Consider the following 19,668-nt stretch of genomic DNA (forward strand, 5'->3'; position numbering starts at 1 on the left):
TGCCCTGGCAAACATACCAAGGCACCAGACAAAAAAAAAGGGCGGCTTAGCCACCCTGATTTATTTATTGCTTATTCCGCTTTTTCTTTCGCTGCCGTCACTGCGATCGCCAGCTCATCGAGAGCCGCCGGGTTCGCTGCACTTGGTGCGTCAGTCAGCAGACACGCCGCTGCCGTAGTTTTCGGGAATGCAATTACGTCACGGATGTTCTCCGTGCCACACAGTAGCATCACCAGACGGTCCAGACCAAATGCCAGACCCGCATGTGGTGGCGTACCGAATTTCAGCGCGTCCAGCAGGAAGCCGAATTTCAGTTGTTGCTCAGCTGCATCGATACCCAGCAGGTCAAATACTGCTGCCTGCATCTTCGCATCGTGAATACGTACCGAACCACCGCCGACTTCGTAGCCGTTCAGTACCATATCGTACGCGTTAGACAGTGCATTTTCCGGATTCGCTTTCAGCTCTTCCGCTGTCATGTTGAGCGGAGAAGTGAATGGGTGGTGCATCGCAGAGACATGACCTTCATCGTCCGCTTCGAACATCGGGAAGTCTACAACCCACAGCGGAGCCCAAGCTGACTCGTTAGTCAGCCCCAGATCTTTACCGATTTTCAGACGCAGTGCGCCGATCGCTTCAGAAACCACGTTCGCTTTATCAGCACCAAACAGGATGATGTCACCGGTTTGCGCGCCAGTGCGCTCGATGATAGAGCTGATGATTTCTTCGTTGAGGAATTTAGCCACCGGAGACTGGATACCTTCCATACCTGCAGCCAGATCGTTCACTTTCAGCCATGCCAGGCCTTTTGCGCCGTAGATGCCAACGAATGAAGTGTATTCGTCGATCTGCTTGCGGCTCAGTGCAGCACCACCAGGTACACGCAGTGCAGCAACGCGGCCTTTCGCATCGTTAGCCGGGCCAGAGAACACTTTGAACTCAACATCTTTCAGCAGGTCAGCGACATCCACCATGTCCATCGGGTTACGCAGATCTGGTTTGTCGCTACCGAAACGGCGCATCGCTTCGCTGTATGGCATCACCGGGAACTCGCCCAGGTCAACGTCCAGCAGCTCAAGCCACATGTCACGAACCATTTTTTCAGTCACTGCACGAACTTCATCTGCCGTCATGAATGACGTTTCGATATCGATCTGGGTGAATTCTGGCTGACGGTCAGCGCGCAGATCTTCGTCACGGAAACATTTTACGATTTGATAGTAACGGTCAAAGCCTGACATCATCAGCAGCTGTTTGAACAGCTGTGGTGATTGTGGCAGCGCGTAGAAGCTGCCTTTGTGCACACGGCTCGGTACCAGGTAGTCGCGAGCGCCTTCCGGGGTTGCTTTGGTCAGAACCGGGGTTTCGATATCCAGGAAACCGTTGCTGTCGAGGAAACGACGTACAAAGCTTGACGCTTTAGCACGCAGTTTAATGCGATCACTCATTTCAGGGCGACGCAGATCCAGATAGCGATATTTCAGACGTTGCTCTTCTGAGTTCTTCTGATTGAAGTCCAGTGGCAGAACATCGGAACGGTTAATGATCGCCAGACCCGTCGCCAGCACTTCCACTTCACCTGTCGCCATGTCTTTATTCGCCTGGCTCTCAGGACGTGCACGCACTTCACCGGTCAGTTTGATACAGAATTCATTACGAAGCTGGTTTGCCACTTCAAAAACGTCTGCCATATCGGGATCAACCACCACCTGAACGACGCCTTCACGATCTCGCATATCAATGAAGATCAGTCCGCCTAAATCGCGGCGACGGTTTACCCAGCCGCACAGTTCTACAGTTTGTCCTGCAAGGGACTTGTTCAGGTGACCACAATAATGGCTACGCATAGTGAAATTCCCAATCTCTAATTAGTCATCAAATTCTAAGCCGCGCCAGAAACAGCCTCCGGCGCGGCGCAAAGTTTCATTTATACGCTGAAAGGCAGCTAAAATCGACCTTACAGAATACAATTTGTTGTGATTTATCCAGTGTCGCGCTTTTTTAGTACAATAATGCGTCAAATCCACATATAGCTGCGGCGCAACACGAAAAATTGGCGCTGATTATAACCCTAAGCGGCGGCGAATTGCGAGATTAGCGCCCCTCAGATTGCTTCGTACTTGGGCAAAGCGTCAATCTGTCGTATCCTGCCCGACACTGAATCACTCTCTGAACGCGCCCGTGGCGTTTACCCACAAGTCACGGCCACCGATAAAATAGCGATACAAACCAGAAACAAGTCACCGCAGACGAGAATCAATCATGACGGAACTTCCCCTACGACTGGGCCTGACAATGTGGTCCCACCCTGCCTGGCAAAGCAGCTTTTACGGCCGGGGCACCCAGGCATCGGAAAGACTGGCAAAGTACAGCCGGGTATTTCATACCGTAGAAGGTAACACCACCTTCTATGCGTCCCCTTCCCCGGTGACCGTCAGTAACTGGAAAGCGGCCACCCATGACGATTTTCGCTTCACCTTTAAGTTGCCTAAACAGATTACCCACCAGCAAATGTTACTGGGCTGCCAGGACGAGTTAAAAAACTTCATGACGTTGATGGAGCCGCTGCATGAACGTGTCGGCATGTGGACCATTCAGTTACCGGCGGCCTTCGGTCCGGCTCAGTTGGAGCAGTTAAAAAAGTTCTGCAGCTATTTCCCCAAACAATTTCCGCTCGGAGTTGAAGTGCGTCATCCCGTTTTTTTCGCTAAGGGAGAAGAAGAGCGCAGCCTCAATCAATGGCTGCTGGAACAAGGCATAGACCGCATCATTATGGACAGTCGCCCAGTGTTTGCGGCTGAACCGGTCAATGAAGTGATCATTGATGCGCAGATGAAAAAGCCTAAAGTGCCGGTGCATGCCATCGCTACCGCCACCCATCCGATGATGCGTTTTATCGGCCATCCGGATCTTGACGCCAATCTCGCTTTTTTCCAGCCCTGGCTAAAAAAACTCCCGCTGTGGGTCGCCCAGGGTAAACAGCCTTATGTGATGATACATACCCCGGATAACAATCTGGCGCCGGAACTCGCGCTGTCACTTTATCAGCAACTGCAGCAACAGCTGCCTTTACCGGATCTCGCCACCTTTCCGGCCAGCCAGGGCGACAGCCAAATCAGCATGTTTTAGCTGTTTACATACTCGTTTTAGTGGTTTCTCTGCCCTGACGCGCTGATATTTTCAGCACTTTCTAAACAAATGAGACGGAATACGTTATCGCAGTCCGGGTACTAATGACATAAGACTAAATTTTTCATAAAATATGCGCCTTTTATTGAGCCTGATGCTGTTGGTCAGGCTGACGCTAGCCGCCTTGAGGTCACCATGAGCAACAAAGACACTATATTCTCATCACCAATCGATAAGATTGGCGACTTTACCTTTGATGAACGTGTGGTTGAAGTCTTTCCGGACATGATTCAGCGCTCGGTTCCCGGCTATGCCAATATTATTTCTGCGATTGGTATGCTGGCTGAGCGTTTTGCTAAACCCCACAGCAACCTGTATGACCTGGGCTGCTCACTGGGCGCGGCTACCCTGTCCATGCGTCGTGGTATTAAACAAGAAGGCTGCAAAATCATCGGTGTCGATAACTCCGCAGCGATGGTTGAGCGCTGCAAATTGCACGTGAATGCTTATCGGTCAGATACGCCGGTTGAAATTATTGAAGCCGATATCCGCAATATGGCGATCGAAAATGCGTCGGTTGTGGTGCTTAATTTCACCCTGCAGTTTCTTTCTCCGCAAGATCGTTTCACGCTGCTGGAAAAAATATACGCCGGTTTGCGTCCTGGCGGTATTTTAATACTGTCGGAAAAATATGTGTTTGAAAATCAGGTGGCGAACGAATTATTAATTGATTTACACCATGATTTTAAACGCGCCAACGGATACAGCGAACTGGAAATCAGCCAGAAGCGCAGCGCAATTGAAAATGTCATGCGCCCCGACTCAGTAGAAATCCACCGAGAGCGCTTTGCAAAAATCGGTTTCTCCAGTTACGAAGTCTGGTTCCAGTGTTTTAACTTCGGCTCGATGTTTGCGATTAAGTAAGTACGTTTTCAAGCAGCGAAGCTCGAAAGCCGCTCAGTTTGAAAGCGTCTCTGTTCGAACACAGATCCGTTGCGAAAACGGATCAACTCGCGCTGAACCGATTGGCGCACAAATCAGCTTTAGGCAACGCGTTTCCCTGCCCTGACGGAATCAGTGATTGCATTAATTATTTGGTCAGGGCAAAGATGTCGGAATTAGGAATCCCCTGCCATGTTTGACTTTGGTAATGTTTACTCGCTACTTGCTCAGGATACGCGTCTGCAACCCTGGCTCAAAATCCTGCCTCAGCAACTCGCTGACTGGCAAGACAAAAGCCACGGTGATATGGACCGCTGGTTACGTGCTTTAAAGAAGCTCCCGGACTTCAAACCAGACAACATTGACCTGAAAGAGTCGGTAAGTGTAACTAACCAGCAGCCCCTGGCTCTGGGTGAACAGAAAAAGCTAGAAAGCTTATTAAAAATGTTTCACCCGTGGCGTAAAGGCCCCTACCACCTGCACGGTATTCATATCGACACCGAATGGCGCTCAGACTGGAAATGGGATCGCCTGCTGCCGCACATCACACCTTTAAAAGGTCGCAGCGTGCTTGATGTGGGCTGTGGCAACGGCTATCACATGTGGCGTATGCTCGGGGAAGGAGCCCATCAGGTCATTGGTATCGATCCGTCCGAACTGTTTCTGGTTCAGTTTGAGGCCGTGCGCAAGTTGATGGGGGGTGACCCGCGTACTCATTTGCTGCCGCTGGGTATTGAACAACTGCCGGAGCTGGAAGCCTTTGATACGGTATTTAGTATGGGGGTTCTTTATCACCGCCGTTCACCGCTTGATCACCTGCTGCAACTGAAAAATCAGCTGATTGCCGGTGGCGAACTGATCCTGGAGACCCTGGTCATTGAAGGTGATGAAAACGCGGTGCTGGTACCGTTTGACCGCTATGCGCAAATGCGTAACGTCTATTTCTTCCCTTCCGCTCTAGCACTTAAGGTATGGCTGGAGAAAGTAGGCTTTGAAGGCGTACGGATAGTCGATGAGAATGTTACTTCACTGGGCGAACAACGCACCACGGAATGGATGACGCACAATTCCCTGCCGGATTATATCGATCCGAATGACCCGTCAAAAACCGTGGAAGGATATCCGGCACCACGTCGCGCTATTCTGGTCGCCAAAAAACCCGTCTGAATCAGGCGACACTGCTGTCACTTAATGCTATTAATATTCCCTGAATCTGTTGAAGAAACAGGGATATTTGACACAGTTTTAACTCGCTATTCCTCAGATAGGAATAATCTAGCCAAGGATGCTTTGCTCATCCTTTGCTATAACTACATCAACTGATAATTGAAGAATAAGGTCGCAAATGTTTAAGCGAATTGCACCCGTCGTCGCACTGACAATGCTTTCTGGTTGTACACTATTGAAAGGCGATGAGTATCATCATGCTACGCTGGACGCGATTCAACAGTCCGAATCCACGTTATCCAATAAGATGACTAACCTGGAACTGCATATCAGTAACCAGATGGATTATATCGATAGTCTTGAAAATCACGTCTCCACATTAACGACTCAAGTTAACGAGTTGCAAACCACTATTGAAGAACATAAAAAGCAAGCAGCCCTTGCCCCTGCGCCTTCACCGCAACCGACTGTCGTTCAGACCAAGCCGCGTCATGAAGTTGTGTTGGGTGAAATTGAAACCGTGACACTGGATGTCGTTAACAAATCATTTAATGCCCGCATTGATACCGGCGCTGCAACTTCATCGCTCAACGCAGTGGATATTGAAGAGTTCGAACGCAATGGTAAAAATTGGGTACGCTTTCATTTAAGTGATGAGCAAGGTGCGAAAGATGACACCAACTGGATCGAAGCGCCAATCTTACGTTATGTGCGTATTCGCCAGTCAACAAGTGAGGATACCGAGCGTCGCGCAGTGGTTGAACTTTGGGTCAAACTCGGCGCTATTCATGAAAAAACTCAATTTACTCTGGCTGACCGTTCACAGATGAGCCATCCGATTCTTCTTGGCCGCGAATTTATTCGCGATATCGCCGTAGTGGATGTCAGTCGCAAACACATTCAGACAGGATCAAAATAAGAAATAAGGTCACTTATGACGTCAAGAATTCCGTTTTATCTATCGATTATTCTGTTGGTCGCAATCGGCATTACCTTAAGTGTGATTCGCCATCAGAGCTACGGTGTCCCTTGGACGCCGGGTGAGACTCGTCAGGTCTGGGATATTGAAGCCAGAATCGAATTTGTCGCCCAAGGCAAAGAAGCCAAAGTTTCTCTGGCCGCGCCGCACACCCAGGACGGTTTTACCCTAGTGGGCGAAAATGCTTCTTCACCAGGCTATGGCGTCTCCTACATCACGACCGAAAGCGGTCGCCGCGCCGAATGGTCCATTCGCCACGCCAGTGGCCCGCAAACTATTTACTACAAAACTCAATTCCTGGTTGATCCTCAGTCACAAGCCAAACCTGTTCCGCCGACCGGCAAACCGGCTAAACCGACCTTTAACGGTCCGGAAGAGGCATCCGCTATTGCTCTGATCGAACGCGCAACACAACGCTCCGCCGATCACATCACCTTTGCACGCGAGCTGATCAAAACCCTCAATGACGCAGAAAGTCAGAATGCCTCCTTGCTGCTGAATAACATGAGCAAGGTCGATGCGGCAGAAAAACTGCTGTCATACGCTCAGGTACCGAATAAAGTGGTGGGCGTGATCGAGCTGGAAGACGGCCGTCGCCGCCAGACCATCCAGCACATGAATGAAGTCTGGAATGGCAAAAAGTGGGTGTTGTTTAATCCGGAAACCGGAACCCAGCCAAGCCATCCGAATCTGCTGGTGTGGGATGAATCCAACATTTCACTGCTGGATGTAATGGGCGGTCAGAATAGCCAGGTGCATTTCAGCATGATTGCCCAGGATGTGACCCCGCAACAGGCCACCAGTAACAAGGTTCAGTCTGACGGATTGCTCAACCTATCGATTCACAGCCTACCGCTGGAAGAACAGGCGATGTTTAAAACCATCATGCTGATCCCTATCGGCGCGCTGATTGTGGTGTTCCTGCGGGTCATTATCGGTCTGAAAACATCGGGCACCTTTATGCCCGTGTTGATCGCGGTGGCGTTTGTACAGACTCAGCTCACCACAGGTATTATCGGCTTCCTGCTGATCGTCGGCACAGGTCTCATCATCCGAAGTTATCTGTCGAAGCTCAACCTGTTGCTCGTGGCGCGAATATCCGCGGTGATCATCTCGGTGATTCTGATTATCTCGGTCTTTACCGTCGTGGCGTTTAAAGTCGGCCTGACCGAAGGTCTGAGCATTACGTTCTTCCCGATGATCATTTTGTCGTGGACCATCGAGCGTATGTCGATTCTTTGGGAAGAAGAAGGTGCGAAGGAAGTCATTCTGCAAGGTGGCGGATCGCTATTTACTGCGGTCTTGATCTATCTGGCCATGACGAACTCCTACGTGCAGCACCTGACCTTTAACTTCATCGGTCTGCAGTTGATTGTACTGGCTGCGATTCTGCTATTTGGTACCTATACCGGTTACCGCATCACAGAACTGCGTCGCTTCAAACCACTGGCTGACGGAGATTAATATGCGGTTTTCTCTCTCTGACTACACCTCCCCTTTCAAGCTAAGTCGCAAGGGGATCATGGGTATGAACAAACGTAACCACAGTTACATCGGTCGTTACAACGACCGTTCAAAATACCCATTGGTGGATGATAAACTCAAGACTAAACTGATCGCGCAGCAGGCTGGCTGTACCGTGCCGAAGCTGATTGGTGTCATTGCTAACCAGGCCGATGTGAAACACATTCATGACATGGTTAAAAAATGGCCAGGCTTTGTCATCAAACCAGCACAAGGCAGCGGGGGGAAAGGGATTTTGGTAGTCACCTCTCACAAAGATGGGGTGTACACTAAACCGTCTGGCGCAACCATCAGTAAAGAAGATGTCGAACGTCATATCAGTAACGCGCTGGCTGGCCTGTTTTCTCTGGGTGGTAAGAATGACGTGGCTGTGGTTGAGAACCTGATTAAGTTCGATGACTGTTTTGACGGTTTCAGCTACGAAGGGGTGCCGGACGTGCGTATCATCGTCTTCAAAGGCTACCCAGTGATGGCAATGATGCGTCTTTCTACCTCAGCGTCAGATGGTAAAGCGAACCTGCACCAGGGCGCTGTCGGAGTCGGGATTGATATCGCGACCGGCAAAGCGGTGCGAGCGGTGCAGTTTAATCGTCCGGTGACTCATCATCCCGATACAGGTAAAGATCTGTTTACTCTCGAAGTGCCGCACTGGGAAAGACTGCTGACCCTCGCCGCCAGCGCCTGGGAAATGACCGGCCTTGGCTACGTGGGGACGGATATGGTGCTGGATAAAGAAGAAGGCCCTATGGTACTGGAACTGAATGCCCGTCCAGGGCTTGCGATCCAGATTGCCAATGGTGCCGGCCTGTTACCACGCCTGCACCACATTGAGAATCTGGGCAGCGTGCTGATCCCACCGACCCCGGCCGAGCGTGTCGCCTATTCAATGAAGAAATTTGGCGTTAAGGGTGAAGCCGTCAGCTTCTAACGGCGTGTTCTGACCTAACAACGGAAATATTTAAACACATCCTAATCTGAAAACGGAAGTCACGGTGACTTCCGTTTTTTATCTCTTTATTTTTAGCGAACTTCTGGCTCACTCTTTCATCACAAACATGATGTTTAAGCGATGAGCAAGCCGTTAACCGCTGAGGCCGCCGTTAATAGCAAATCAGTCGTGAATCGATAAGCCAGTAGTTAGCCACTAACCCTGTATCGAATGGCTGACATTGCATTGAAAACGTGGAGAAAGTCTAAAGCGCAGAAAAGTCGACTTCAGGTAATGATTCAAAACCAGGTTTAGCAAAGTAATAGCCCTGCATCAGTTCCACCCCGGCCGCTTTTAACCAGCGGTACTCTGCCTCACTTTCAATCCCTTCCGCTAATGCTCTGACCCCAAGATCACGTAACATATTCAACGTGTGTATAACTATGGTCTGACGCCCTTTATCAGCATCAATATTACGAATCAACGCCATATCCAACTTGACGATATCAGTCTGAAAGTCCGCCAGAAGATTGAGCCCAGAATAGCCGGCTCCAAAATCATCAATCGCAGTTTTGAATCCCATCGCCTGATAGGACTCTACAATGGCACGGATATGGTGACTATCCTCGACCTTCTCACTTTCGGTGAACTCAAACAGGATATTTTGGATTGGAAACTGGTGAGTATTGGCGGCCTCTAGCGTGGTTCGAATGCAGCGCTGAGGATTATAAATCGCATTAGGCAGGAAATTGATACTGAGCATGCAATTTATTTTCAGCCTGGCCGCTAAGGTAATCGCCTTGACACGACACAACTGGTCAAACAGGTAGCGGTTGTCATCATTGACCTGAGAAATAATCGAATACGCGGATTGATTATCAAGCCCTCTGACCAAAGCTTCGTAGCCAAACACTGTTTGTGATGTGCAGTCGATAATGGGCTGGAATGCCATCGTGAAATCAAATTCGAGCTTACTGGACCCGGAACATTGTCGGCACAACGCCACGTTTTTGTGATTGAGACTGTCTTTCATAAAATAGCCTACTGGTATATCAGTCGGTCAGAGTAGTCATATTTATACAAGAACGCAACCATCACCGAATCATGCAGCATGAAAAATAATTTATCCTGAAATGTGCTTTGCAACAGAATGAATCATCGACTCGGATCACAAATCAATAAAAATATCATTTCAATTTTTTATTGATTTTCTACTGGATGAATGATTGATGCAGTATTTCCCACGAAACGAGCTGGATAAAGCGATAGATTAATTATCTCTATTCCAATTTTTTCCGGTTATATTGAATCATTAACAACTGGAATCCGATAAAACACTGCAACTCACAATAATTAAATTAACATTTAAACAATATGTTTTTATTGCACTTTCTTGAAGAATAACCATGTGACTGTTACCAATATAAAAAACAGCACTTCTCCTAGAAAAAAACACCCACCTCAAGCTTGGTTATATTATTGATATTAATAACTACCATCATGAAAAATATATTGATACTTCTATTATCAATAGAATCAAAACAATGTACGATATAATTTATTGCCTATATTTAACTAATAAAAACTAGACTATTCTGCATACAGGCTTTTATTTAGATACAAGGAAGTTGGCATGTTTAATAACCTAAAACTAGGCAAGAAGATGGCGCTGAGCTTTGGTGCCTTGTTAACACTGCTTTCTGTCGTTCTGGCAATCAGCATTCTGGCATTAACTAAAACCAATCAGGGCTTGATGAGTTACGGTGATCTCGCCGATGACAGTAACCTGGCAGGAGAGCTGCAGGCCAATATGCTGATGGTTCGCATGAATGTAAAAAACTACCTGATTGCTCAGGATGAACGGAGTCTGCAGGACTATAAAAACTATCTGTCCAAAATGAACCATCTTTTACAGCAAGCTAAAGACGATATTCAGGAACCTTCTCGTGTACAGTTGATCCAGTCCATCGCCTCATCGGTCATCACATACCAGAACGCATTTGAGAACGTCACCCGCCTGATAGAGCAACGCAATACTGCCCATGATCAGCACCTGGTGCCCAGCGGGGAAAAAATGCGCCGCCAAATCGACAACCTTATCCAGTCCGTGTACGACGATGGTAACACCGAAGCCGCATATGACGCCAGTCAGGTACAAAAAGTCATGCTCACCGGCCGCCTCTACGTCGCTAAGTTCTTACAAACCAATTCAAAGCAGGATTTTGAGCAGGCTCTTGCCAATATGGACGAGGCGATGAAGCAGGTATTGCCCAACCTTGAAAAGAATCTCTTCACTACACAACACCTCGCTATGCTAAGTGAATTCAAGCAGGCTCACAGCGCTTATGTGGCTGAGATGCGCGATATTAACCGTATGATCAATCAGCGTAACGAGATGATAACTCAGGCTCTGGATATCGAGGGGCCTAATGTCGCCCGTCAGGTTGAGCAGGTGAAACTGTCGATTATCGGTGATCAAAACGCTCTTGGCACAGAAGTAGAGCGCAACACCGACAGCAGTATTCAGTTAACTCTGATACTGTCCGTTGCGGCGATCGTGCTGGGAGTCGTGGCCGCTTACCTGCTCACTATCAACATAACCAAACCAATTCAGGCCGCGGTCGGGGCCGCCAATCAGCTTGCCCAAGGTGACCTCACTATACAAGTTGCAACACATCGTACAGACGAGACAGGCACACTGCTGAACGCTATTCAAAATACCGCCGATCATCTGACCGACATGATATCAACCATCCACAGTGCCAGTGCCGAACTCGCCTCTGCCTCAGAAGAACTGGCTGTGGTGACAGACCAAACCACACAAGGCATTGTACGACAAGAAACCGAGACCGATATGGTCGCGACGGCGATGAATGAAATGGCGACAACCGTGCATGATGTGGCGTCGAATGCCGCCAGGGCAGCGGATGCCGCCAATGATGCCGATAAACAGGCAGAAAATGGCGCCAAAGTCGTGGCAGAAACGGTCAACTCCATCGGCACCTTGTCTGAGAGTGTAAATCTCTCCTCAGAGAAACTGCACATGGTCCAGCAAGATGTGGTGAATATTAGCTCGATTCTGGATGTGATTCGCGCGATCGCCGATCAAACCAACCTACTAGCCCTCAACGCTGCGATCGAAGCGGCTCGCGCCGGCGAACAAGGGCGCGGCTTTGCTGTTGTCGCCGATGAAGTGCGCTCGCTTGCTGCGAGAACGCAGGGTTCAACGTCAGAAATCCAGTCGATCATTGAGCAGTTGCAGTCCGGTACTAAAAGCTCGGTGCAAGTGATGAATCAGGTCAAATCCCTGGCGGACGATTGTGTTGAACAAGCGGGTAAAACCGGGGTTGTGCTGCAGTCGATTACAGATGCGGTCGGTGTCATTAATGATATGAACATGCAGATTGCCAGCGCCTCGGAGCAACAAAGCACCGTGGCCGAAACCATCAATGAAAACGTAGTCAACGTAAAACGCATTGCCCAGGAAAACGCATTGGCATCAAGCCAGACCCGCAGTTCAAGCAGTGAAATTGCCCGCCTGGCCGACCAACTGAATGATCTGGTTGCTCTGTTTAAACTTAGCGCCTAACTAGCCTGTAGCGGCCTTATCGGCAAACATCGCCGTAGGCCGCATCTATCACAGTCAGCCCGAAATGTATCACAGCGCTTCTTGTTCCAGCTCGATACCGCGCAATGCACCAGCCATTAATACGTGTGCCATGTTCTGCCAGCGTATGATGTTTATGCAGACGCGTTGCGGCGTTAAGTGTTGTAGATTATCGTTAAGCTAGGCTGACCACTCCCGGTTCTGCAATACCACCCGATAGCCATCAACATCTTCGAATGTTTTACCAACCACATCCCAGTAAGGATTATATGCAGTGACCCGGATAAAACCGGCCTCCAGCATCTGTGCACAGCATTGCTGCCACTCTGATTGCTCAGGCAGATAAAACACCAGTAAATTATCCTGCGTCGGCGCTTTGCCCACCAGAGTCCCCCGATGATGGGTGAACTCCAGATGATAGTTATGCTGCGGGTGGCCGATAATGCTACCGTCAAAACCATTGTGGTCGCTAAAACGGCCCAACAGCTCAAAACCAAGCCCCCGGATATACATATCGGCAATGGTTTCCAGATTGTCGGTCGGACGCGCGATCCTGAGCTTGGTATTTTTAGAAATCATACCTTTCCTGATTGATTATGTTTGTCGTGCAAGTTTGCTAGTTCGCTAACGTTAAACGCTTGTCACACCATCAGAAGTTATGTTGCAGACTGACGGTGACATTAGCAGGATCACCATAGCTGTAACAGGTGGTACAGATCCCGGCGTAATATTTTTTATCAAACACATTATTGATGTTGACCTGTACCTGAGTCTGGCGGGTAATGTCGTAGCGCCCCATCAGATCAACCAAAGCATAGTCACCCTGCTCGGTGCGATAACCGCTGCTGTCATCAGCGAAAATACGGCTTTGCCATTTTACACCACCCCCTAAAGTCAGCTCAGGCAGTGCTGAGGTAAAGTTATAGGTAGTAAACAGTTTGAACTGCTTACGCGGGCGAGTTGTGCTAACTGGCTGGTCATCTTTGTCCTTAGCGGTATATTGCGAGTAGCCCGCACTCAGATTCCATCCGTCCGTCACCTGACCGTTCGCCTCAAGCTCAAAGCCGTTACTGGTCACCCCGTCAACCTCACGATAAATAGTTTCACCTTTGCTGTTCAGCGTGCCGGTCGATTCAGCCAGGTTATCCTGCTCAATCCGAAATACCGAGATGGCAGTATGAATCTGATCATCAGCAAAACTGCTCTTTAGTCCCACTTCGTAGTTTTTACCGGTCAGCGGATCGATGAAGTCGCCGCTGGCATCTTTATTGAATTGCGGCTGGAAGATCTCAGCATAGCTCACGTAGGCACGATGCTGGGCGGTCAAATCGTAGAGTAATCCGGTGTATGGCGTGATCACCCCGTTATCACCATAGTCGACCTTACTGGTTGCCGAAGCTGTCGAATACAGGCCATCACGATTCCAGTTGGAGACCCGGCTGCCTACAATCCATTTCAAATCGTCTGTTACATCGAAACGGGCTGCGGCATAAAAACCCAGCTCTTCAGTGGTGTAGTCGGAATCGAGTGAACGTTGCGGCCAGCCTGATACCGATACGTTGCCCTGATAATCCAGTAAGCTCTGGTTGAAATTCTGGCCACTTTCAGCCGGATAGCCGTAATAGATTTTGCGGGTCTGATGACTGAACAGCGCACCGGCAACAAAGTCGTGCTGACGGCCAAATAAACCAAAGTCACCATTCAGCTGTGTACCAATACTATCGATGGTGGCTTTTGAATCTCCATTGATAAGCCACTGTCCCAGTGAAGCACCACCATCTGCCTTGTCTATCTGACCACCGATATAGAACAGTTTGTCATCATTAGTGTATTCATTGTGGCTGTAATCGGTCTTGAGACGCCAGCCGTTAGCAAAATAGTGCTCGAGATTAATGAAGTAGTATTTTGCATCGGTGTCGTAATAACTCCAGTTGGTCGCTGTCGACATGGAGCGTGACCAGTTAATCTTCTCGCCGTCAGTGTAATGGGACGGCAGTGAACCCCAGGTTGCACCGTCAGCATTATTATTTTGCAGGCCGGCCCCGACTCTCAGCAGCGTGTTGTCAGTCATGTCTGCATCCACCACACCATACAGTACCGAAGTCTCTTTACTGTAACGATCCATAAACGAACCGTGTTTGTCGTACTTCGCCACAATCCGACCCCGTACAGAGCCGCTGTCGTTGAGCGAGCCGGATAAATCCGTCGTGATCTCACGTCGATCCCAACTGCCCGCTTTGACATTGACATAGCCACGAAACTCCTGACTGTCCGCGTGCTTACGTACGAAGTTGATCGCAGCGGCCGGATTCCCCGAACCTGTCATCAGGCCAGTTGCACCACGTACTATTTCAACCCGGTCATAGATAGACAGGTCAATCAGGGTTTCCCCTAAGGCACCGCCAAGATCACCCAGCGATTGCGGAACACTGTCTACCTGATAACTGCCAACCACAAAGCCGCGGGATATAAAGGTGTTTCGTTCGGTGTCTGCTGGATCGACTGAGAGTCCAACCGCAGTATTGACCACATCTTTAACGTTCGACAAGCCTTGGTCTTTGATACGTTGTTCCGTAATTACGCTCACCGACTGCGGCGTTTCCATATCGGATAAGTTCATACCGGTTGCACTGGATACTTGTTCGGTCGCTGTATATCGACCGGTCACCACAAGGGTGTCCATTTCCTGCTCGGATGATCGAGTCGTTTGAGCTGTTTGAGATGAGCCCTCTTGCTGGGCAAAGAGAGAAGGAGAATAGATTGCAGCCGAAGCAAATTGCATGGCGACCACTGTCGCAATCATTGTTTTATTCATAGTGTTACGCTGTTGTCTTTATCAAAATGCAAATGATAGTAGGTATCATTTGCATTTATTTCAACACCATGAACTAAGATTAATTGACAAGTTCAATTTTTGCTTCATTAATGTGACATAAGTCTCACATCAACAGTCGCCGTGCTGTGTTTTCTCCACCTGCTGATCCTTAATGATCGCCAGTAGTGAAGGCAGGAAACTGCGATCCTGGTACGAATCACTGTTCCAGATTTTGGATAACATCAACGCTTTCGGGCAGTGGAAAAACAGCGCTTCTACCGCCACTTTAACCACCAGCTTAGGTTTACTTTTTCCGTCCAGACATTGCTGACGCAGCTCCTCATCAATGTGCAGTGACGCGGTTCCTTTGATACGGACAATCTCTTCCACACCCGGCACCATGCACAACAGTCCGACTTTGGGATTGGCAAGCAAGTTGCTCAGAGTATCCAGGCGGTTGTTGCCCGGACTGTCCGGAAAAGCAATGGTGTGATCATCCAGCACTTTGATAAAACCCGGAGTACCGCCACGCGGCGATAGATCCAGAAACCCCTCTTTACCTTCAGTCGCCAGAAACATCAGCGTACTGTGCTGGAGAAAAGTGCGGCTGTGCTGATCAATATGGTGAACATCTTTTTCCACTACCAGTGGGGCCGGCATTGGATAGAGTTCGCGGAGTTGTTCCAGTGTCGTAATCTGAGTCATTGTTATTATTTATCCCTACACGTCAAAGAATGATGCATTTGAAAATGCGACTTACTTTTAATTGTTAATAATTTACATTACCATATTTATCACCGGATGACACTGAGCCAAAGGTTATGGCTGCTAAGAAATCATGTTCACATTAAAAGACGTCAGCTATCAGATAGATAATACTGTAATTTTACACCCCACCAATCTCACCTTTCCGCCAGGCAAGGTGACAGCACTGCTGGGACATAACGGGTGTGGTAAATCCACTTTAATGAAACTGCTGAGCCGCCAGTATCATGCCAATCGTGGCAGCATTGATATTGCGGGTAAGCCACTGCAAGGCTTCGAACATAAATCATTTGCGCGCAAAGTCTCCTACCTGCCGCAACATCCGCCCGTCACCGACGGGGTCACTGTGCGTGAGCTGGTCAGTTTTGGCCGTTATCCGTGGAAAGGCGCTTTTGGCCAGCTCAACAGTGAAGATCATCAGGCGATTGAACAAGCGATTGAGCATACCGGCCTGACGGCTTATGCGGACCGCTTTGTTGCGACCCTGTCCGGTGGCGAACGCCAGCGTGCCTGGGTTGCGATGTTACTTGCGCAGCAAAGCGAATGCCTATTGCTGGACGAGCCGACTTCCGCTCTGGATGTCCATCATCAGTACGAACTGCTGGAGATGATTCGCGAGCTCAACCAGCGCCTTAATCTGACCGTGGTGATCGTATTGCACGATATCAATATGGCCGCGCGCTTTAGCGATCATATCATAGCGCTCAAGTCAGGCCAGGTGATCGCACAGGGAAACCCCGAGCAGATCATGCAGACAGACGTTCTCAAATCCATCTACGGTATGGATCTCGCACTATTTCGTAATCCGGCTAACGGCCAGTTGATCAGCTATATTCCATAGGACGCCCCGATGAAAAAAATGCTTTTGGCTCTGTTTTTTATTTACACCAACTGGGCAGTTGCCGCAGCGGACACGGTTCACCCCCTCTCCGCTCTGCATCTCGACCATCCCCCTACCCGCGTGGCAACGCTCGACTGGGCATTGAGTGAGACCGTAATGAGTCTGGGCGTGACACCTGTTGCCGCATCAGACACACAGAATTACAACCAATGGGTCAGCAAGCCGTCATTACCCGACAGCGTCGCCGATCTTGGTTCACGCACCGAACCCAATGTTGAGCTGCTGACTAAACTCAAGCCGGATCTGATCCTGATCAGCTCTTACCTGCTGCCCGCTTATGACACGCTGAGCCGCATCGCACCAGTCGCAGTGGTCGATATTTACAATGACAGCCAAACACCGCTGGCGAATGCTGAACAACTGACACGTGAGCTTGGGCAGATTCTTAACCGTGAACAGCAGGCCGAGGATCTGATAAAGCAAACCCGCCAACATCTGCAAGACAATGGTGCTAAACTGCGCCAGGCCGGCGCCGATGATCGCAATCTGATGTTCATTCGCTTCGTCAATAAGCAAACGCTGCGTATCCACGGTAAAGGTTCATTGATTAACGACACCATTACCCAGATGGGCTTGCATAATGAATGGCAGCAAGCAACCAACAGCTGGGGATTCGCCACCACCGAGATCAGTAAAATAGCGGAGCATCAGGACACGCGTGTACTGATTTTTGGCCCGCTGCGTCCAAAAGACCGAGAAGCCCTGACCCAGTCTCCGCTGTGGCAGGCGATGGCATTCACCCGCAACAAGCAGGTGTATGAACTGCCGGCAATTTGGTCATTCGGCAGCCTGATAGCCGCGCGCCGGCTAAGTGATAACATTACCCGCCTTCTGACCGAACAACCATGAATGACTTAACCGTTTCTGCCCCTCATTCTCAACCCTTCCGCTCATGGCGGATTTGGCTGGGGCTAGGGTTGACGTTATTGCTGCTGGCGGTGCTTGTCGAATTGACCGCTCCCTTTGGCGGTGGCAAGGTGCTGTTCCGGACACTGTTTGACTACGACAGCGCTAATTATCAGCATATTGTGGTTGGTTTGACCTATCTGCCCCGCCTCACGGTCGCACTGCTGTGCGGGTTTGCACTTTCGGTTGCCGGTTGCGTGATGCAGTTTGTGCTGCGTAATCCGATCGCGGCGCCGACGACGTTAGGTGTTGCCTCTGGTGCTCAATTCGGCCTGATTATCAGCATGTTGCTGGTGCCGGGTTTAGCTATGCTTCCCGCAGTGACTTTTGCGTTTATCGGCGGGGTATTTTCAACTGTTCTGGTGTTCTGGTTGTCAGCCAGGAAGGGATTCGCAGCAGTTCAGATGGTGCTGTCAGGCATGGTCGTCAGCCTGTTTCTCGGCTCAGTGAACACCATGCTGATGCTGGTCAATGAAAAACATCTGACCAATATCTTCGTGTGGGGGACCGGCTCTCTCAATCAGAATGGATGGGATGGTGTCTGGCATCTCGCGCCGGTCATTGCCGCTACTACGGCATTGTTGCTGCTGGTGCAACGCCCGCTCAGTTCGCTGGCGCTCGGTGATACCGTTGCAGACTCAATCGGCGTTAACGTAAAGCGTTATAAAATTATTAGCTTAGGTCTGGCTATCTTACTGACTGCTGTTGTGGTCAGTGAAGTCGGCCTGATTGGCTTCGTTGGTATCGTCACGCCTAATATTGTGCGTCTGCTCAAAGTGCGCGCGTTGAGTGCACGTATCCTGCTCTCCGGCCTACTGGGCTCCTTAATGCTGTTGCTATCGGATCTACTGATTCAGGCGATACCCAAAGAAGTGACCAGCCAGTTACTGCCTACCGGGGCCATGACCGCGTTGATCGGCGCACCTTTTTTCCTCTGGTTGCTGACCAGAAACATCTGGCCATCGCAACACGCACAAACCGCTGACGCAGCCCTGCATTACAAACAGACCTCGTTCACACGCCAGTTGTTGTGGCTCGGTACCGGTTTAGTGGCGGTCATCGCCGTTGCAGCAACACTCGGCAATCAAGACAGCGGCTGGTTTTTCTCCATCAGTTCAGACGTACTGGCACTGCGCGCACCACGTCTTTTCAGCGCTCTGCTTGCCGGCATTGGTCTTGCGGTCGCCGGTACGCTCATTCAGCGTATGACCACCAATCCGATGGCGAGCCCGGAAGTGCTGGGAATCAGCTCCGGAGCCTCTCTGGCCATGGTATTATGTGTGATGTTTGGTATCAAACTTGGCCGCGACGGTCAGATACTGGTCGGCACACTGGGCGCACTGACAGTCGCGGCGGTGATCTGGGCCACCAGCCGTAAGCAACATTTCGCTCCGATGACCGTGATCCTGACCGGTATCGCACTCAGTGCGGCACTGGATGCCCTGCTGCGTATCACCTTGTCCAGCAGCAGCGAAGATGCCCAGGCATTACTGACCTGGTTATCCGGCTCTACCTATCTGACGTCGTGGCGTGATGTGCTGATGCTCATTGGCGGAATCAGCCCACTTATGCTGATTGCCCTGGTGACTTCGCGTCATGTTAATGTGGTCAGCCTGGGACAAGTCTCTGCCGGCAGTGTCGGCATGCATGTCGGCCGGATGCGGCAAGGTATTCTGCTGATGGTCGCCGCACTGACCACATTATGCACCATCGTCATCGGCCCGCTGACCTTTATCGGCCTGCTCGCGCCGCACATGGCCCGAGCGATGGGACGCTACGATGCCCGTTCGCAGTTAATCAGTGCTTGCCTGATTGGTGCGATTGTCATGACCCTGTCAGACTGGGTCGGGCGTATGGTCTGGTTCCCGTGGCAATTCCCGGCCGGATTAATCTCTTCCATGCTGGGCGGAATTTACTTCCTTTATCTGATGCGTAAGAACTGATTCATCCGCAACAAAAAGAGTGATGGGTCATCTCATCACTCTTTTGCATCACGCTTCAGGGT

At 50.0% G+C, this 19,668-nt stretch carries 15 protein-coding genes; 10 read left to right on the plus strand and 5 right to left on the minus strand.

Features of this window, described 5'->3' with window-relative positions:
• Nucleotides 1–71 precede the first annotated feature (71 nt).
• Complete coding sequence (aspS, locus tag J0X00_RS20750; RefSeq protein ID WP_282477653.1) at nucleotides 72–1,847, minus strand: aspartate--tRNA ligase; 1,776 nt, start codon at nucleotides 1,845–1,847, stop codon at nucleotides 72–74.
• Nucleotides 1,848–2,262: 415 nt separating this feature from the next.
• Here aspS and J0X00_RS20755 point away from each other — a divergent pair, with 415 nt between their 5' ends.
• The 6 genes from J0X00_RS20755 (at nucleotide 2,263) to J0X00_RS20780 (ending at nucleotide 8,669) form a co-directional block, all read left to right on the plus strand.
• The gene (locus J0X00_RS20755) at nucleotides 2,263–3,129 is read left to right on the plus strand and encodes a DUF72 domain-containing protein (protein ID WP_282477654.1); all 867 of its coding nucleotides are present in this window, start codon (nucleotides 2,263–2,265) and stop codon (nucleotides 3,127–3,129) included.
• Nucleotides 3,130–3,324: 195 nt separating this feature from the next.
• On the plus strand, nucleotides 3,325–4,053 hold the full coding sequence (gene cmoA, locus J0X00_RS20760; protein WP_282477655.1) for a carboxy-S-adenosyl-L-methionine synthase CmoA: 729 nt from the start codon (nucleotides 3,325–3,327) through the stop codon (nucleotides 4,051–4,053).
• Nucleotides 4,054–4,263: 210 nt separating this feature from the next.
• Entirely contained in the window at nucleotides 4,264–5,238 is a 975-nt protein-coding gene (gene cmoB, locus J0X00_RS20765; protein ID WP_282477656.1) for a tRNA 5-methoxyuridine(34)/uridine 5-oxyacetic acid(34) synthase CmoB, read from the plus strand.
• 178 nt (nucleotides 5,239–5,416) lie between these two features.
• Complete coding sequence (locus J0X00_RS20770) at nucleotides 5,417–6,157, plus strand: ATP-dependent zinc protease (RefSeq protein WP_136484488.1); 741 nt, start codon at nucleotides 5,417–5,419, stop codon at nucleotides 6,155–6,157.
• A gap of 15 nt (nucleotides 6,158–6,172) precedes the next feature.
• Nucleotides 6,173–7,681, plus strand: a complete 1,509-nt coding sequence (locus J0X00_RS20775) for an inactive transglutaminase family protein (RefSeq protein WP_136484487.1) — start codon at nucleotides 6,173–6,175, stop codon at nucleotides 7,679–7,681.
• Nucleotides 7,677–8,669 (plus strand): alpha-L-glutamate ligase-like protein, encoded by a 993-nt coding sequence (locus J0X00_RS20780; RefSeq protein WP_136484980.1) that lies wholly within the window; start codon nucleotides 7,677–7,679, stop codon nucleotides 8,667–8,669. Before J0X00_RS20775 ends, J0X00_RS20780 begins: the two co-directional genes overlap by 5 nt.
• 265 nt (nucleotides 8,670–8,934) lie before the next feature.
• Here the strand turns inward: J0X00_RS20780 and J0X00_RS20785 are convergent, their stop codons facing one another.
• Entirely contained in the window at nucleotides 8,935–9,621 is a 687-nt protein-coding gene (locus J0X00_RS20785; RefSeq protein ID WP_282478334.1) for an EAL domain-containing protein, read from the minus strand.
• Between the two features lie 681 nt (nucleotides 9,622–10,302).
• Between J0X00_RS20785 and J0X00_RS20790 the strand changes: the two genes are divergently transcribed.
• Nucleotides 10,303–12,258: a methyl-accepting chemotaxis protein gene (locus J0X00_RS20790; RefSeq protein WP_282477657.1), complete on the plus strand. Its 1,956-nt coding sequence runs from the start codon at nucleotides 10,303–10,305 to the stop codon at nucleotides 12,256–12,258.
• A gap of 198 nt (nucleotides 12,259–12,456) precedes the next feature.
• Here the strand turns inward: J0X00_RS20790 and J0X00_RS20795 are convergent, their stop codons facing one another.
• The 3 genes from J0X00_RS20795 to J0X00_RS20805 all read right to left on the minus strand — a co-directional run bounded on the left by J0X00_RS20795 (nucleotide 12,457) and on the right by J0X00_RS20805 (nucleotide 15,796).
• On the minus strand, nucleotides 12,457–12,855 hold the full coding sequence (locus J0X00_RS20795; protein WP_282477658.1) for a VOC family protein: 399 nt from the start codon (nucleotides 12,853–12,855) through the stop codon (nucleotides 12,457–12,459).
• Between the two features lie 70 nt (nucleotides 12,856–12,925).
• Nucleotides 12,926–15,091 carry a TonB-dependent siderophore receptor gene (locus J0X00_RS20800; protein ID WP_282477659.1) on the minus strand — a complete coding sequence of 722 codons (2,166 nt, stop codon included), beginning with the start codon at nucleotides 15,089–15,091 and terminating at the stop codon, nucleotides 12,926–12,928.
• A gap of 129 nt (nucleotides 15,092–15,220) precedes the next feature.
• Complete coding sequence (locus tag J0X00_RS20805) at nucleotides 15,221–15,796, minus strand: MSMEG_1061 family FMN-dependent PPOX-type flavoprotein (RefSeq protein WP_136484481.1); 576 nt, start codon at nucleotides 15,794–15,796, stop codon at nucleotides 15,221–15,223.
• Nucleotides 15,797–15,929: 133 nt separating this feature from the next.
• Here J0X00_RS20805 and J0X00_RS20810 point away from each other — a divergent pair, with 133 nt between their 5' ends.
• The 3 genes from J0X00_RS20810 to fhuB are packed head-to-tail and all read left to right on the plus strand — an operon-like array spanning nucleotide 15,930 to nucleotide 19,606.
• Nucleotides 15,930–16,697, plus strand: a complete 768-nt coding sequence (locus J0X00_RS20810; RefSeq protein WP_218562971.1) for an ATP-binding cassette domain-containing protein — start codon at nucleotides 15,930–15,932, stop codon at nucleotides 16,695–16,697.
• 9 nt (nucleotides 16,698–16,706) lie between these two features.
• The gene (locus J0X00_RS20815; RefSeq protein ID WP_282477660.1) at nucleotides 16,707–17,606 is read left to right on the plus strand and encodes an iron-siderophore ABC transporter substrate-binding protein; all 900 of its coding nucleotides are present in this window, start codon (nucleotides 16,707–16,709) and stop codon (nucleotides 17,604–17,606) included.
• Nucleotides 17,603–19,606, plus strand: coding sequence for a Fe(3+)-hydroxamate ABC transporter permease FhuB (fhuB, locus tag J0X00_RS20820; protein ID WP_282477661.1), 2,004 nt, complete (start codon nucleotides 17,603–17,605; stop codon nucleotides 19,604–19,606). Before J0X00_RS20815 ends, fhuB begins: the two co-directional genes overlap by 4 nt.
• The last annotated feature ends 62 nt before the right edge of the window (nucleotides 19,607–19,668 follow it).

This window comes from Vibrio sp. ABG19 (genome assembly GCF_029962385.1).
In the GTDB taxonomy this organism is placed as follows: Bacteria; Pseudomonadota; Gammaproteobacteria; order Enterobacterales; family Vibrionaceae; genus Vibrio; species Vibrio ostreae.

Excerpts from the sequence above, each read along its gene's own strand:
- aspS (WP_282477653.1), bottom strand. The coding sequence starts at position 1,847 with ATGCGTAGCCATTATTGTGGTCACCTGAACAAGTCCCTTGCAGGACAA.
- J0X00_RS20755 (WP_282477654.1), top strand. The coding sequence starts at position 2,263 with ATGACGGAACTTCCCCTACGACTGGGCCTGACAATGTGGTCCCACCCT.
- cmoA (WP_282477655.1), top strand. The coding sequence starts at position 3,325 with ATGAGCAACAAAGACACTATATTCTCATCACCAATCGATAAGATTGGC.
- cmoB (WP_282477656.1), top strand. The coding sequence starts at position 4,264 with ATGTTTGACTTTGGTAATGTTTACTCGCTACTTGCTCAGGATACGCGT.
- J0X00_RS20770 (WP_136484488.1), top strand. The coding sequence starts at position 5,417 with ATGTTTAAGCGAATTGCACCCGTCGTCGCACTGACAATGCTTTCTGGT.
- J0X00_RS20775 (WP_136484487.1), top strand. The coding sequence starts at position 6,173 with ATGACGTCAAGAATTCCGTTTTATCTATCGATTATTCTGTTGGTCGCA.
- J0X00_RS20785 (WP_282478334.1), bottom strand. The coding sequence starts at position 9,621 with ATGGCATTCCAGCCCATTATCGACTGCACATCACAAACAGTGTTTGGC.
- J0X00_RS20790 (WP_282477657.1), top strand. The coding sequence starts at position 10,303 with ATGTTTAATAACCTAAAACTAGGCAAGAAGATGGCGCTGAGCTTTGGT.
- J0X00_RS20795 (WP_282477658.1), bottom strand. The coding sequence starts at position 12,855 with ATGATTTCTAAAAATACCAAGCTCAGGATCGCGCGTCCGACCGACAAT.
- J0X00_RS20800 (WP_282477659.1), bottom strand. The coding sequence starts at position 15,091 with ATGAATAAAACAATGATTGCGACAGTGGTCGCCATGCAATTTGCTTCG.
- J0X00_RS20805 (WP_136484481.1), bottom strand. The coding sequence starts at position 15,796 with ATGACTCAGATTACGACACTGGAACAACTCCGCGAACTCTATCCAATG.
- J0X00_RS20810 (WP_218562971.1), top strand. The coding sequence starts at position 15,930 with ATGTTCACATTAAAAGACGTCAGCTATCAGATAGATAATACTGTAATT.
- J0X00_RS20815 (WP_282477660.1), top strand. The coding sequence starts at position 16,707 with ATGAAAAAAATGCTTTTGGCTCTGTTTTTTATTTACACCAACTGGGCA.
- fhuB (WP_282477661.1), top strand. The coding sequence starts at position 17,603 with ATGAATGACTTAACCGTTTCTGCCCCTCATTCTCAACCCTTCCGCTCA.